Origin of the sequence: Sphingomonas sp. CFBP 13733, from assembly GCF_014841795.1 — a bacterium.
GTDB classification, from domain to species: domain Bacteria; phylum Pseudomonadota; class Alphaproteobacteria; order Sphingomonadales; family Sphingomonadaceae; genus Sphingomonas; species Sphingomonas aerolata.
Window position 1 is genome coordinate 526,311 of sequence record NZ_JACYUP010000001.1, and the last position, 14,295, is coordinate 540,605.

At 65.1% G+C, this 14,295-nt stretch carries 12 protein-coding genes; 11 read left to right on the top strand and 1 reads right to left on the bottom strand.

The genetic code is table 11. The annotated features are described in order from the left end of the window. Positions 1–12 precede the first annotated feature (12 nt). Positions 13–5,130, top strand: a complete 5,118-nt coding sequence (locus tag IFT71_RS02235; protein WP_192138970.1) for a hypothetical protein — start codon at positions 13–15, stop codon at positions 5,128–5,130. A 143-nt stretch (positions 5,131–5,273) separates the two neighbouring features. Here IFT71_RS02235 and IFT71_RS21195 read toward each other — a convergent pair whose 3' ends face one another. After that, positions 5,274–5,423 carry a hypothetical protein gene (locus IFT71_RS21195; RefSeq protein WP_206757434.1) on the bottom strand — a complete coding sequence of 50 codons (150 nt, stop codon included), beginning with the start codon at positions 5,421–5,423 and terminating at the stop codon, positions 5,274–5,276. Positions 5,424–5,465: 42 nt separating this feature from the next. Here IFT71_RS21195 and IFT71_RS02245 point away from each other — a divergent pair, with 42 nt between their 5' ends. From IFT71_RS02245 to IFT71_RS02285, 10 genes are all read left to right on the top strand, one after another. Continuing rightward, complete coding sequence (locus IFT71_RS02245; RefSeq protein ID WP_206757435.1) at positions 5,466–9,224, top strand: hypothetical protein; 3,759 nt, start codon at positions 5,466–5,468, stop codon at positions 9,222–9,224. Between the two features lie 9 nt (positions 9,225–9,233). Then, complete coding sequence (locus IFT71_RS02250) at positions 9,234–9,668, top strand: hypothetical protein (protein WP_192070244.1); 435 nt, start codon at positions 9,234–9,236, stop codon at positions 9,666–9,668. A gap of 11 nt (positions 9,669–9,679) precedes the next feature. Then, positions 9,680–10,192 (top strand): hypothetical protein, encoded by a 513-nt coding sequence (locus IFT71_RS02255; RefSeq protein ID WP_192070245.1) that lies wholly within the window; start codon positions 9,680–9,682, stop codon positions 10,190–10,192. Beyond that, the gene (locus IFT71_RS02260) at positions 10,185–10,535 is read left to right on the top strand and encodes a hypothetical protein (RefSeq protein ID WP_244648732.1); all 351 of its coding nucleotides are present in this window, start codon (positions 10,185–10,187) and stop codon (positions 10,533–10,535) included. Before IFT71_RS02255 ends, IFT71_RS02260 begins: the two co-directional genes overlap by 8 nt. Beyond that, the gene (locus IFT71_RS02265) at positions 10,532–11,071 is read left to right on the top strand and encodes a hypothetical protein (RefSeq protein ID WP_192138973.1); all 540 of its coding nucleotides are present in this window, start codon (positions 10,532–10,534) and stop codon (positions 11,069–11,071) included. Before IFT71_RS02260 ends, IFT71_RS02265 begins: the two co-directional genes overlap by 4 nt. Positions 11,072–11,157: 86 nt before the next feature. Beyond that, positions 11,158–11,475 carry a hypothetical protein gene (locus IFT71_RS02270; RefSeq protein WP_192070246.1) on the top strand — a complete coding sequence of 106 codons (318 nt, stop codon included), beginning with the start codon at positions 11,158–11,160 and terminating at the stop codon, positions 11,473–11,475. A gap of 450 nt (positions 11,476–11,925) precedes the next feature. Continuing rightward, positions 11,926–12,441, top strand: a complete 516-nt coding sequence (locus IFT71_RS02275; RefSeq protein ID WP_192070247.1) for a TIGR02594 family protein — start codon at positions 11,926–11,928, stop codon at positions 12,439–12,441. Continuing rightward, positions 12,438–12,887, top strand: coding sequence for a hypothetical protein (locus IFT71_RS02280; RefSeq protein ID WP_192070248.1), 450 nt, complete (start codon positions 12,438–12,440; stop codon positions 12,885–12,887). The genes IFT71_RS02275 and IFT71_RS02280 overlap by 4 nt, the downstream gene beginning before the upstream one ends. Next, a complete protein-coding gene (locus IFT71_RS21675) occupies positions 12,865–12,990 on the top strand; it encodes a hypothetical protein (RefSeq protein WP_274602294.1) in 126 nt (41 codons plus the stop codon). Before IFT71_RS02280 ends, IFT71_RS21675 begins: the two co-directional genes overlap by 23 nt. Before the next feature lie 56 nt (positions 12,991–13,046). Further along, positions 13,047–14,288: a hypothetical protein gene (locus IFT71_RS02285; protein WP_192138974.1), complete on the top strand. Its 1,242-nt coding sequence runs from the start codon at positions 13,047–13,049 to the stop codon at positions 14,286–14,288. Positions 14,289–14,295 lie beyond the last annotated feature (7 nt).

Below are 14,295 nucleotides of genomic sequence, written 5' to 3' on the forward strand. Positions count from 1 at the left end.
GGAGGATGACGCATGTCCATACACGATTCCTCCCCGAGGCTTGAAGTCGGCTTTGTTATCGACACCGGCGACTCCTTCGGTGGTCTGACGCAGCTGCAAGCCGCAATGGACTCTACCGAGGCCAAGGTGCTTGCCGACGCCACCCGCATCGAGCGCGCAACCCGCGGTATGGTCGACGTCTCGGCCGCGACATCGAATGTCGTCATGTTCGGCAATGCCGCATCGCGTGAAATGCAGACGGCCCGGCAGGCGATGGCAAGTACCGAAAAGGCCGGCGAGGCCTTGTCCCGCCAACTTGATCGCCAAGCATCAACCTTCGGCAAGACCCGTGAGGAGATCCGGGCGATGAAGGTTGAGACGGCGGCGCTTGCCGCTGAGGAAAACAAGCTGGTCGAGCTGTCTGGTCGCCTTCGGGGGCAGCAACAGGCACTGGCAAACACCGAAGCTGATGCCGCTCGGACGGCTGCTGCCGCGATCGAAGCCGAAGCTCAGTCCGTCCGCTCCGCAGCCCTGGCGCATGGGCTGTTCGAGGCAGCCGCACGTCGCGGCGTCGCTGCGATGCGAGAGATGGAGGCCGCCCAAAATGCAGCCGCGGCGACTGCCGAGGCGACGCGAGTGCGCGAGGCGGCGCACGCATATGCCATGTTCGAAAGCGCCGCGCGGAAAGGCGCCGCGGCGCTGCGAGAGCTGGAGGTCGCCCAGGCGGCTAGCGCCAGCGATGCCGAAGCTCAGCGCCTTCGCTCGGCCGCGCTCGGTCATGCGCAGTTTGAAGCCGCTGTGCACCGCGGCGCGCAGGCGATGCGGGAACAGGAGGCCGCAGCAGCAACCGATGCCGCATCGCTGGCACGACTGCGGGCTATGCTTGACCCTGCGGCTGCCGCTCAGGCTCGATTGAACAGCGAGATCGCCGAGGCCCGTCGCGTTATGACCGCAGCGGGTGCGTCCGCGGAAGAACTGGCCCGCGCTGAAGGCATGTTGATCGATCGCGCGAACGTCGCGACGCAGACGCACGTCGCCATGGCCGGGGCTGCGGCTAAGAATGGGACTGCGCTGAAGAGCATTGCTGTCCAGCTTCCCGATATCACGCAGGGCCTGCTCGCCGGGCAGAAGCCCATGCAGGTCTTCATCCAGCAGGGCGCACAAATACTTCAGGTCGCCCAGATGGGACAGGGCGGATTGCGCGGCTTCGGCAAGGAGGTAGCGGTGCTGGCCTTGCGGTTCTCGCCGTTGCTTATCGGCCTTGCCGCAGCCGGCGCGGGCTTTGCGCTCTTCAACCGGTGGGTGAATGAAGGGGTCAAGTCCGACCAGCTGACGCGCGATCTCGGGCAAATCACCGGTGGTGCCAATGCGACTAAGGCCGAACTGTACAAGCTGAAAGAGGAGACGATCACCTGGGCGGATACGTCCAAGGCCCTCTTCAGCGTGGTCGGCAAGGACATCTCGGATTACTTCGTCGGCGACATGAAGGGCATGTCGAAGGGCGTGAAGGGCGTGCTCGATGACCTGACGTCCTACATGCGTTCGACCCTCGCCAGCATCTATGCGGGCGTCGCAGGGACGAAGGCCTATCTCGCCGAAGTCGAAAAGGGCGGCGCCCTCGGCATCGGCAAAATGCTAATCGGCCAGGGCGATCCCAAGCTGCTCGAGAAGACCTATGGCGCGGCCTACACCGCTGCCGACACCTATCTGACGAAGCTCGGCAAGCGCGTGAAGACCGCGGCGATCGACAACGCCCGCGAGCGCATCGCAAAGTCGATCGGTTACAACAACATCCCGAATCCGAAGACCGACAAGCATGCCGAGCAGCTGGCACGCGACGCCGCGGCGATCGAGGCGCAGATCCGCAACCTCTATCAGTTGGCCGATGCCTATGGCGTATCGGGCGCCGCGGCGCTGATCGCCGAGGCACGCGTGAAGGCCGAGAGCAAGGCAATCCGCCAGCGTGGTGACATTGAGGCGGCAGTCGCTCGGGAGGTCCGCCTGGCGGTCGCGCAGCACGTTTCCGATGCCGCCAAGAGCACCGCAACGATGCGTGAGCAGGCTGATATCCAGGATCAGGTCAACGCATCGGTCGCAGCAGGTATCACGCCGACCGAGAAGGCCGCGGAGCTGCTTCGTGATCGTATCACAGACCTCCCATTGCTGGCTGCGATCGAGGCGGCGCAGCTGACGGAGGATGTCGACGGCGCAGCGCGTGCGTCGAAGGCGCTCGACGATCAGCGTGCCGCGCGTGATCGCTTGACCGATTCCGAGATGAAGGCGGCTATTCAGCTCGCCATGCCGGCCGGCGATCGCCGACTTGCCGAGCTTGCGGAAGAAATCAAGCTTATCGACGCGACCGATGCCGCGCGCGTCCACTCGCTTGCCATCCTGCGCGCTACCCAGGAAGCGGAGTCGAAGGGCTGGACCGGCGCTGACTCAGCCGCGTGGATTGCGCAGCAGGTCAAGGTCGCTGACGAAGCGGAACGGCTCGGCGCGATGCAGCGCAGCTATAACGACTCGCTGACCTTCACCGCTGACAAGTGGGACATCATCGCCGGGAAGGTTCAGTCAGCCGGTCAGGGTATGGCGGACGCATTTGGCGAGGCCGGCCGCGCGATCGGTGACATGGCATCGATCTACGCCAGCTATCAGGCTGACCGGACGCGCGCCGAGGCCGAGCATCTAGCCGCGATCAAGGCGGCCGGTGCTGACCAAAGCCAGATCTTACGTGAAAACGCACGTTTTGCGCTGCGATCCTCCGGGGCCCAGGTCCAAGCATTCGGCGACGCAACGTCTGCTGCCAAGGGGTTCTTCAAGGAAGGGTCGAGCGGCTATCAGGCGCTCGCGACTGCCGAAAAGGCATTCCGCCTCGTACAGTTCGCCATGTCGGTCCGTGCGATCGCGCAGGATGCGATCGAGACGGGCAGCAAGATCGCCAATAGCGTGGCGCGTATCGCGGTCGGGGCGACCGAGGCGGTGGTCAACGCCATCAAGAGCCTGCCTTTCCCGCTTAACATTGCCGCGGGCGCCGCGACCGTCGCCGCGCTGGCGGGGATCGGCGTGTCGCTCGCCGGCTCGTTCGGATCATCGAAGAGTGATCTCGCGCCGACCAACACCGGCACCGGCACCGTGCTTGGCGATCCGTCGGCGAAGAGCGAGAGCATCCGGAACGCGATCGATGCCCTGAAGGACGTCGACACCGTGATGCTGTCCTATTCGCGCGACATGGCCGCGTCGCTGAAGTCGATCGACAGCCAGATCGGGGGCGTCGCGACCCTCGTCGTCCGTGCGGGCAACATCGATGCGAATGCCGGGGTCACCACTGGGTTCAAGAGCAACGCCACGGCAACGATGGCAGGCATCGGCATGGCGATCGGCGGCCCGATCGGTGCGGGCATCGGCGCGGTGCTGACCAAGATCCCGGTCATCGGCAGCCTCCTCAGTGGCCTGTTCGGCACGAAGACCTCGGTCATCGGCAACGGCCTGTCGGGCGGTCCGCAGTCGGTCGGCAGCATCCTGAACAGCGGCTTCGACGCGTCCTATTATTCGGACGTGAAGAAGAAGTCGTCGTTCCTCGGGATCTCGACCGGCACGAAATATTCGACGCAGTACGACGCGGCGGATGCCGGTCTGGAAAATCAGTTCACGCTGATCCTGCGGCAGTTCAACGATGCGATCGTAGCGTCGGCCGGGCCGTTGGGCGCCGCGACCGGCGACATCCAGAACCGCCTCAACAGCTTCGTCGTCAACATCGGCAAGATCGACCTGAAGGATCTGACCGGCGAGCAGATCCAGGAGAAGCTGACCGCGATCTTCGGCGCTGCGGCCGATGGCATGGCGGCCGCGGCCTTCCCGGCCGTCGCGCAGTTTCAGAAGGTCGGCGAAGGCACCTTCGAAACGCTTGTGCGCGTCGCCTCGACGGTCGAGGCGGTCGGCGCGTCGCTCGACCTGCTCGGTACCAGCGCGCAGACGATGGGCATTGCGGCAAAGCTCGGCCTCGCCGACCAGTTCGACAGCGTGTCCGCGCTGACGTCGGCAGCCGACGCCTATTTCGAGTCCTTCTACACCAAGGAAGAGCAGGCAGCCGCGAAGACCGCGCAGTTTGCCGGCGTCTTCAGCAGCCTTGGCATGGCGATGCCCGAAACGCTGGCGGGCTTCCGCCAGCTGGTCGAGGCGCAGGATCTGACGAGCGCAGCGGGTCAGGCCACCTATGCGACGCTGTTGCAGCTCGCCCCGGCCTTCGCCGACCTTCAGGCGTCGATGGAAGGCGCCAAGAGCGCGGCGGACATCGCGAGTGAGCGTCAGGATTTGCAGCGTCAGCTGCTCGAGCTGCGCGGCGACACCGCCGCTCTTCGTGCGCTCGACCTGGCAAAGCTGGATGCGAGCAACCGCGACCTGCAGCAGGAGATCTACGCCGTGCAGGACGCCCAGGCCGCAGCGTCGGCCGCCAAGACGCTGGCGGACGCATGGACGTCGGTCGGCGACAGTATCATGGACGAGGTAAATCGCATCCGCGGCGTCACCGACGCTGCCGGCGGCAACGGCTTTGCGGCGTTGCAGGGGCAGTTCAACGCGGCCAGCACCGCCGCGCGCGGCGGTGATCAGGATGCAGCGAAGACCCTGCCGGCGCTCAGCCAGGCACTGCTGACGGCCGCGGCTGAGCAGGCGACCAGCCGGCAGGAACTGGAACGCGTGCGCGCCATGACCGCCGCCAGCCTCGAGGCAACCTATGGCGTGATCAGCGCGCTCGGCAACGGCGCCACCGCGCCGACCGCCGAACAGACGACGAGCCGACAAGAGCTCGACCGGGTGCAGGCCATGAACAACGCCAGCCGCCAGGCCGCCTATGGCGTCGTCAGCGCGCTGGCTGGCGGCACCGCCGCGTCGGGCCGCGCCGCCACGCCGATCGATACGATGATCACGGCCGCGGACGCCGCGACCGGCAAGGCGCCCGCACCGGCCAACGACGATCTGATCGTCAGCGCCATCGAGGCCTTGCAAGAAGAGGTCGCCGGTCTGCGCCGTGAAAATGGTTCGGCGCAGACCGAGATCGCCCGCAACACCAAGGGGATCGATCGCAAGCTCGACGACGTCACGGCCGATCATAACGGCATGGCGTTCAGCGTCGGCAATGCGAGCGCCGCCTGATGAGAGTCGTCACCGACGCAGGCGCGATCGAGCTAGGAACCGTCGAGACGGCGCCGACGATCGGCGTCATCGACCGTAGCCGGCGGGTCACCGACGAGTTCGGGGTGACCACGGTTGTGCAGCGCGGTTTCGCGCGTCGCATGTCAGTGCGTCTCGCCGTGCCATTCGACGACGTCGACACGATCCAGCGCCAGCTCGCCGAGCTTCGTGCCACCTCGGCAACTTGGATCGCCGACGATCGCTTTGGCAGCCTCACGGTCCGCGGGTTCTACAAAGAGTTCGAGGTCGACCATGCGACCGCGCCGCTCAGCTATTGCACGCTGACGGTCGAGGGTTTGACCGGCGAGGAGGCGTTTACGGATGACGGCTCGGATCCGGCGCCGGTCGGGCAGGCGTCCAGCCTTCAGCTGCTCCAGCCGATCGCGATCACAGAAGCTGTTCTGACATCCAGCAGCGTCCCCGAAGATGATGCCATCGAGTGGACGGCGGCCGGCGGCTACGCCTTGGGGCAGCGCGTCATCCGGCGGCAGACGCACCGCGTCTGGGAAAGCCTGATTGATCGGAACGTCGGTCATGATCCGGCGACCACGACGGGGGCATGGCTCGACGTCGGTCCTACGAACCGCTGGGCCATGTTCGATCAGGCGCTTGGGTCCGTCACCACCGACGAGGCGCCAATTGTTGTCACGCTGCGGCCTAGTCTCGCTGCGTCCGGGCTTGCGATCCTTGATTGCAACGCCGCGACTGTTCGCGTTCAGGCCCCAGGATATGACCGCACCGTTGCGCCGTCGGGCGGCTCCGGTGGCGCGCTGTTCCTCGATCTGTCGCTAGCGGCCGGCGCCAGCATCACGGTGACGCTGGCACCGTTCGGCAAAGTCGCACAGCGTGTCGTCTGGGACGATGGTTTCGCATGGGACGATTCGGTCGCGTGGCAGGACACCGTCGCTGGCACCGCCACGGTGGAACCGCCAAGCTGGGCCGATGCCGAGGCCGTAAGCGACACCACAGAGTGGCAGGACAGCCGCGGCGGCGATGGTATCGTATTCGTCGGCACCATGCTGCTCGGCATATTGCGACCGCTCGGTATCACCGAAGGCTCGGCGACGTCGGGCATTACCGACTATAGTCGGCGCGAGACGGACGAATTTGGCGAGACGATGATCGTCCCGCGCGCCTGGGCGAAGCGGATGGCGGGCAAGGCGCTCATCCGAACTGATGCGGTCGATCAGGTCGTTGGGCGGATCGCAGCCGTCCGCGCAGTGCCGTCGCTGTGGCTCGGCGACGCCGGTCTCGACAGCCTTATCGTCTACGGCTTCTTCAAGGACTTCAGCGTCGAGGTTGGCGAGACGCTGAGCAAGCTGACGCTTTCGATCGAGGGCTTCAGCGAAGCGAAAACCCCGGCACCACTGACGATCCCTTGGGAGAATGTCAGCGGCACGAAGCCGACCGAGAACGCCGACAACACCGCTGAAAACACGTCGAAGGACACTGGCGCTGTTGCAGGGGTGCCGGCGAAGCAGGTCATTGCAGATGCGGTCTCGGTGAAGCAGCGATCAGATATTCTCGAGAACATCACGATCCCCGCCATCAACAGCGCGGTCGCGGCGGCCAATGCCCTGATTAGGACGGCCGAAGCGAAGGCAGATGCGGCGCTCGCCGACCTCAATGCCAAGCTCCTCGCGTCCGGTATCGTCCTCGACGCAGCCCTCGCCAATGCTGATAGCAAACTGGTCGAGGCGCGCGTCACGGCCGACCTGGCTGTCAGCCGGGCAAATAACCGCATCGACGCGGCAATGACCGACCTCAACGCTGAAGCGAACCGGGCGCAGGGCAAAGACGAGCTGCTCGATCGTCGCATCGACAGCCTGACCGTCGTCACCAACAAAAACGACGGTGAGGTCCGCGCGCTGATCGAGACGGAGCGGCTGGTCCGCACCGATGACGTCCGTGCGATCGCGCAGCGGATCGACACCGTCGTCACCGATTATACGAGCCGGGACAGCGTCACCAACACGCGGATCACGACCACGATCACCGCCCTGTCCGCTGCTGACAGGGCGCTTGGTGAGCGGATCGACTCCGTCACCACTGAGTTCAAGGCGGCAGACTCGGCGACCAGCACGCGGATCACGGATTCGGTCGCGGCCCTGTCGGCGGCCGACGAAGCGATCGGTAAGCGCGTCGACTCCATAGCGACAGACGTCACGACCAAGGACACCGCCACCCGGGCCGAGATCAGCCGGATCGAGTTGGCCTCGTCGACCCGCGACACCGCCCTTGGGCAGCGCATCGACACCGTCGTGACGGACTATACCGGCCGCGACACCGTCACCAATACGCGGATCACCCAATCGATCACTGCCCTGTCGGCCGCGGACAAGGCGCTCGGTGAACGGATCGACACCGTCACTACCGAGTTCAAGGCGGCGGACGCGGCGACCAGCACGCGGATCAGCGATGCGGTCACTGCCCTTTCCGACGCAGACACGGCGATCGGCAAACGCGTCGACTCCATCGTCACCGACGTCACCACCAAGGACACGGCTACTCGCGCCGAGATCGAACGGGTGGAGACTGCATCGTCCACCCGTGACACCGCGCTCGGGCAGCGGATTGATACCGTCACCGCGGATTATAAGTCTGCCAACACCGCCACCAATACCCGGATCACTGACACATCACGCGCGCTCGCCAACGCGACGACGGCCGTAGGCGAGCGCGCATCGGTGCTCGAATCGCAGGCCAGCCCTTCGGGGGGCAACCTGGTGCCGAACAGCAGTCTGAGCACGCTTGATGGATGGGTTCTAACATTCAATCCCGAGCTTACGTCGAGCATGAGCCTGAACCGAGCGGCTCAGCCTTTCATGATTGGCGGCATCGAGAACAACCTGACCCTGCACCGCCCTAGTCCGGGCGCTGGACTTTGCAGCGAAGCTCAGAGCGCTCCCTTTGCAGTCCGCCCAGAATCTAACATTCAGCTGTACGCTATGACCGCGTCTCACCGCTGCCGAGCATGGGTCACCGTCTTCTTCTTCAACGACAGCGGCTACGTCGGCTACGCCGGTGAAAACTCGGCATTGAGGATCAACGCCGGCGGGCAGGATCTGAATGCGTGGGATCAGACCGGCGTGAAGGAATTCGTCGTGCCAGCTGGTGCGGTTCGCGCGACGATTGCGCTCCGCTCGTACGATGTCGAAAACGACGGCTATGCATGGTTCTCTCGGCCATTCGTTACCGAAGTAAAGCCGGGCACCAAAACCTGGGTTCCGTACAGCGCTGGCAATGACCGGACTGTAACTGCGAGCACGCGAGCACTTGTCAGTTCGACGGCAACGACGTTGGCTGATGCCGACAGCGCGATCGGGCGGCGCATCGACACGATCACCACCGACTATGTCGGCCGCGACAGCGCTACAAACGCTCGCGTCGACCAAACGGCGAGCGCGTTGAGCGAGGGTGATCGCGCGCTAGGCATCCGGGTTGACGGTGTCGTTGCCAGCTTGGCGACCACGGACAGCGCCGTTCGCGCGGAGATTGGCCGGGTCGAGCGTACATCGGTTGATCGGGATACGGCGCTAGGGCAGCGTAGCGACACGATCACGGCATCGCTAAACGATGCCCGCGGTCGCCTGTCGACGGTCGAAATGGCCGTAACCGATGGGCGTTTCGCGGCTGCCCAACGCGTATCGAACCTCGAAGCGCAAGTCGGTGCCGACCTGTCCGCAAGAATCGATCAGCGGGCAACTGCGATCGTCGATCCCAAGATCGGCGTCGTGACGCAGAGCGTGACGGATCTGCGCAGCGCTTACAATGGCACAGTAGCTACCGTGCAGCAGCAGGCTGGCACGCTGGTCGACCTTGCCGGCAAGGCTACCGCCTATGTCAGGTTGCTCGCCGATGGCGGCAACGGTGTCGCACGGCTCAGCCTCTGGTCGGACCAGTTCGGCGGTGCTTGGGAGTTGATCGGGGACGGTAGGATCGGCGGAAATCTTGTCGTGGATGGCACGATCACCTCGACGAAGATGGGTGCCTCATCGGTCCAACAGGCCATGTTCCTCACGCTGCCTGGCAGCATGTCGATCCCCTATGGTTGAGGAAGCGGCATGGCGATTCCGTATCCGGTATACGAAGACGACCCAAGCACTGGCGGTGGCGGCACGGGCGGTGGTGGTGGCGGTAGCGGAGGCGGCTACGTGATCGGCACAACGATATTTCAGGCCACCTTCAACAAGGCCGAAGCAAACAGCGCGTTGCGCATTCTCGCCTATGCCAGTCTGCAAAGCCCCGACGATCTACAGTTCGCCGGCTACATCACGATCGACGGCGCCCTCTATCAAACCGGCACGGTGAATATCGTGCTCGATCTTCAGCGCTCGTCCGGCGCGATGCCGATAACTCTGCCTGCTTTCGTCACCGGCCTGGCGGCAGGCAATCACACCATCATCTTCTCGATCCGCAACCTTGAGCCAGACGGTGCCCTGACCGTGCTCGCGGGCTCGACGATGGAAATCACCGAACTGAAACGCGCAGCCGTCTGAAAGGACAGGTCATGGAATATTGGATCGTTTACGACCTCGCGACTGGCGCCGAGCGCTGGCGCGGGAGCGGTGTCACGAGCGCAGCAGCGGCGCAGGTATTGCCTGAGGGCCTTGGAATTGTGCTGGTTCCCTCGCAGGCCCTTGAAGGCGAAGCACTCGATCTGGACGTGCTGCGCAATACCGCGTCCGCCAGCATCGATGCCCAAGCTGAGGTGATCCGGCAGAGCATTCTGACGCCCGGCGCCGGGCAGGCGATGACGTATCAACGCAAGGAAGCCGAAGCGCGCGCATGGTCCCTCGACAACGACACCACCACGCCGTTCCTGTCTGCCGAGGCAGGCGCGCGCGAGATGACGATCGCGGACCTTGCGGCCGAGATCATCGAGCTTGCCGATGCGTGGGTGGCGATCGGCGCTGCGATCGAGGGGCTGCGCATGGGAGCCAAGGCCGCGGTGGGCCGCGCTGCGAACCTCGGCGCCATCGTTGCTGCCGGCAAGGTCGATTGGTCCGTCCTCAATGGCTAAGCGCTTCTGGCTCGGGCTGCGCCAGCTGCTCGTTGCGGTCGACCAGCTCGCCTACATCCTGATCGCCGTGCCGATCTATGTCGTTGCGGGCGGGCCAACACCATCGGCCGACGAGACGATCTCCAGCCGCGTTGGCCGCGCCGCGATCAAGGGGCATCGCTGGGGGGCTTTTCCTCGAAGCGATCATCGACCGCCTCTTCGTCCTCATCGGCGCGGCGCCAGAACACTGCCGGCGCAATGTCGAAACCGCCTTCCTGGGCTGCGCGCCCAAACCCTAAGGGATCATACCATGAAGAACGCAAGCAACGCGGCCGTCCCGGTCGCGGGAAGGGATGACGCATGAGCGTGACAGCCACGAGCAACTACATCGGCGAGGCGATGCGGTCGACGGCCGCGCTGGCGCCTCCCTCCCTTGCAAACAACCCAGGTCTGCTGGCGTGGAACCTGTTCGTCATGACTGCGGCCATGTGCCTCGGGTTGATGATGGCGGGCAAGCAGGCGCGTTGGATCTGGGCGGCACGCGCGTTTGACCATCCGACCGATCCGGTCTCGATCTATAGATTCGTCATTTTCCTTGCCGGGTGCGCGGTCGCCAGCCGGGGTGGCGCCGAGGCTATCAGCCTCTGGTCGTGGAGCTCAGGCGACGCCCATACCATTGAACGGGTGGCGGAACTCAAGCGATGGCTCGATCCCGTCTCAGTCGGCTGTGGCTTCCTGTGGATGGCCTTGCATATCCTCGCTGAGCCAATGCTCGAGTTCCAGCTGCGCAAGGCTCCCCTGCCCGTCGACATGTGGTCACGCTGGCCGCAGCTGCGCCGGCCGATCGCCATTCTCGTCGTGAGTCTTGCAATGGCGACCGCTGCCGTCGGGCTGCGGTAATGCGAGAGGGGGCTATCGCGGCGGTACCGGGCGTATCGGTACCGGTCATCTGGTCTTTTCTCGGCTACAGTTTTCCGGCCGGATCTATGATCGTCGGACTTCTCGCCTGCCTCATGATCCGCCTGTTCATCACGCTCGACACGCCGGGTCCGAAGCGCTGGCTGCTCGATGCGATCGTCACTGGCATCGCGATGCTGGTCACTGCGGTCTGGATCGCAGAACATCAGGTCGACCTCTTCGCCGCGCTCGGCACAGGCGGCGCGCTGGGCGCGATCGGAACCGGCATCATCACCTTCTTCAAGCGGCGCGGGCAGAACGCGATCGACGCGCTCGACGCCGCGCTCCTGGGCAAGCCCAAAGTCCCCGCGGACATGACCGCCACCCTGCGCGAACTCGACAAGTAGGGAATTACGGCCCGCCCCCAGGGTCAGCCAAGGACGGGCCGGCCAGGGCACGGTGGGTGTGGACCCTAGCGCATCGCCAACGAGCGGCCTGGCAGATCGCCTCACCTCAAAAGAAAGAAAGATGATGACGGCATCAGAGCTGGCGTGGCTCGCCGTGTCCGGGTGCTTCTACGAAATCGTACGAGGCTTCCAGTGTCAGGCAGTCACACCGTCGCGCCCTACTCCCTGCTCGCCGTAGCTGGGGCGGCATCGTGACGAGCAGGGAACCCTTCACGGGGAGGCAGAGCCTCATCTGCAAAATGACTAATTGTGGTTAATATTTTGTTAACGGCCCGCCTCAGCGACAAGGGGAAAAGCGCGAGGCGGGCCGGCCGGAGCTTTGAAGAACCCTCTGGCCCAATCTGAACAGCGCCAAGCTCGAAAACGCCTCACCATTGTTAGGAATTAAGCATGACGACGGCATTAGAGCCGGCGTGGCTTCGCCATGCCCGGTCGCTTCTTGGCACCCGCGAGGCGCCGGGGGCGGCGAACAGCCCGACCATCATGGAGTGGGCGAAGAAGCTCGGCACGAAGGTGCTGGGCATGGTCTACAATGCCGACAGCGTGCCGTGGTGCGGGCTGTTCGTAGCCAACTGCCTCGCCGCAGACGGCATTCCGGCCGCGCCCGTCGCGGTCCGCGCCAAGGCGTGGGCGACCTGGGGCGCCAATCTCGCGGCGGATCGAGTCGCGGCCGGCGCGGTGCTGGTGTTCGAGCGGCCGGGCGGCGGTCACGTCGGCTTCTACGTCGGCGAGGACAAGACGCACTATCACGTCCTTGGCGGCAATCAGGGCGACCGGGTCAGCATCATGCGAATGGAGAAGTCGCGCTGTATCGCGCGGCGCTGGCCGACCGGGCGCGCGGTCATCGGCGGACCCCGGTTGATGACCTCGACCGCGGGCGTCCCCTCATCTTCGAACGAAGCATGATCTGGGCGGCGGGCCTCGCCCTGCTGCGGCGCTTCTGGTGGGCGGTGCCGATGATCGGCCTGCTCGCCGGGCTTCTGGTCACCCGGGAGACGCTCGCCGACCGCACGGCCACGCTGAAGGTAGAGCGGGCGGCGTGGAGCGCTGAGATCGCGAAGGCCGAGCAGCTGCGCAGCGATGCCAAGAAGCTGTTCGCCGTCCAGCAGACCACAGCGCTGACGACCTTCGCCGACCGCCTCGCAAATCGCGAACCCATCATCCTTCGATCCACTGACACCGTGAGGACCTATGCGCAAACTGCTGCTAGCCGTGCTGCCTGCCTTCCTGCTGACCGCGTGCGCGGCATCGACGCGCTCGACGCTGAGCTATTCGCCGGTGATCCCCCCAGTGCCGGCCGAGGCGAAGAAGCCTTGCACGGCAACGCCGATGCGCCGGCAGCCGGACGGTAGCGCCAACAGCGCGGACGCCGAGGGCTCGCTGCGCGACGCGCGCGCCGACCTAGCACTCTGCGACGTCCGCCGCGGCCTCGCGGTCGATGCCTGGCCGCGCTGACGCGTCGCTTCCCTGATGAACGACCAACCCGCTTCCCTGAATAGGAGTGTCCACGCATGGCCGTGCTGACAAATATCCCAAACAACACGTCCGCGCGTGACTGGCGCGACACGGTGAACGCGTTGATCAAGCGTATCGCTGCGCTTGAGGCAGCTGGCGTCCCGGTAGAGATCCCTGCCCCTGCCTTCACGACGCAGCCAAGCATCAGCCCGACCAGCGGCACGGCAGGCTCAACGCTGTACGCAGCGACGCCGGGCACCGTCAGCAATGGCGCTGTCGTTTCCCGGGTCTGGCTGCTGAATGGCGTCGCCATCAGCAACGGCGTAACCGCCCTGCCGGCGTCGTCCGGTACGCTCGCCTATCAGGAAACGGCGTCAGGCCCGAGCGGTACGACCATGTCCACGGTTCAGGTGGCAGCGGTGACTGCGGCCACCGTCACCCCTGCCCCGGCACCGTCTTTCATTTCGCAGCCGAGCATCAGCCCGAACACCGGAACTGCCGGAGCAACGACATTCACCGCGACCGCGGGCAACATCAGCAATGGCTCGATCACCTCGCGGTCGTGGACGATCAACGGGACGGTAATCAGCACCGGCACGACGGCGTCTCCGGCATCGTCTGGCACCTTGACCTACCAAGAGACGGCGACCGGACCAGGTGGCACCACGCAGTCAACGGTACAGCAGGTGACCGTCGCAACGGCAGCAGCGGCAGCGCCGGCCTTCACTACGCAGCCGACGGTCACCCCTTCGACTGGCACGGCGGGGACGATCTACACCGCGACGCCCGGCGCAGTAAGCAACGGCACAGTCACGTCGCGTGCCTGGTCGCTGAACGGCTCGGTCATCAGCACCGGCCTGACCGCCACCCCCGCTTCCGCTGGTACGCTGACGTATCAGGAGTTTGCGACAGGTTCGGGCGGCAGTGCTTCGTCGTCGATCTCGACGCGCACGGTATCGGCTGCGGCATCGACCCTCGCCCTTTCGCCAAATGCCCTCTCGATCACATCGAAAGCAGCCGCAGGCACACTTGTATCGAACATCTCGAACGTCCCGGCTGGTGTCACACCCACGATTACGCCGAACGACGGTCGTTTGATCATCGCAGGTGATGCCGCGTCAGGTTGGAAGGCTGTCGTTGGCATGTCCCCGCTGTCGGCGGGGACGATCAATTACGTGGTCGCCGCGGCGGGCGCGACGAGCGCGAGCGGTGCTGTGACCGTATCGGCCGCTTCGTCCGCATCCGGCGCCTTTTTCACCGATCCATTCTTCACCAACGGCATGTTCGCCCGCTCGTAAAAGGTAA

Bases quoted from the DNA above. Each gene is read 5' to 3' on its own strand.
- IFT71_RS02235 (WP_192138970.1), top strand. From the start codon at position 13: ATGTCCATACACGATTCCTCCCCGAGGCTTGAAGTCGGCTTTGTTATC.
- IFT71_RS21195 (WP_206757434.1), bottom strand. From the start codon at position 5,423: ATGGTCGACCTCGAACTCTTTGTAGAACCCGCGGACCGTGAGGCTGCC.
- IFT71_RS02250 (WP_192070244.1), top strand. From the start codon at position 9,234: ATGGCGATTCCGTATCCGGTATACGAAGACGACCCAAGCACTGGCGGT.
- IFT71_RS02255 (WP_192070245.1), top strand. From the start codon at position 9,680: ATGGAATATTGGATCGTTTACGACCTCGCGACTGGCGCCGAGCGCTGG.
- IFT71_RS02260 (WP_244648732.1), top strand. From the start codon at position 10,185: ATGGCTAAGCGCTTCTGGCTCGGGCTGCGCCAGCTGCTCGTTGCGGTC.
- IFT71_RS02265 (WP_192138973.1), top strand. From the start codon at position 10,532: ATGAGCGTGACAGCCACGAGCAACTACATCGGCGAGGCGATGCGGTCG.
- IFT71_RS02270 (WP_192070246.1), top strand. From the start codon at position 11,158: ATGATCGTCGGACTTCTCGCCTGCCTCATGATCCGCCTGTTCATCACG.
- IFT71_RS02275 (WP_192070247.1), top strand. From the start codon at position 11,926: ATGACGACGGCATTAGAGCCGGCGTGGCTTCGCCATGCCCGGTCGCTT.
- IFT71_RS02280 (WP_192070248.1), top strand. From the start codon at position 12,438: ATGATCTGGGCGGCGGGCCTCGCCCTGCTGCGGCGCTTCTGGTGGGCG.
- IFT71_RS21675 (WP_274602294.1), top strand. From the start codon at position 12,865: ATGCGCCGGCAGCCGGACGGTAGCGCCAACAGCGCGGACGCCGAGGGC.
- IFT71_RS02285 (WP_192138974.1), top strand. From the start codon at position 13,047: ATGGCCGTGCTGACAAATATCCCAAACAACACGTCCGCGCGTGACTGG.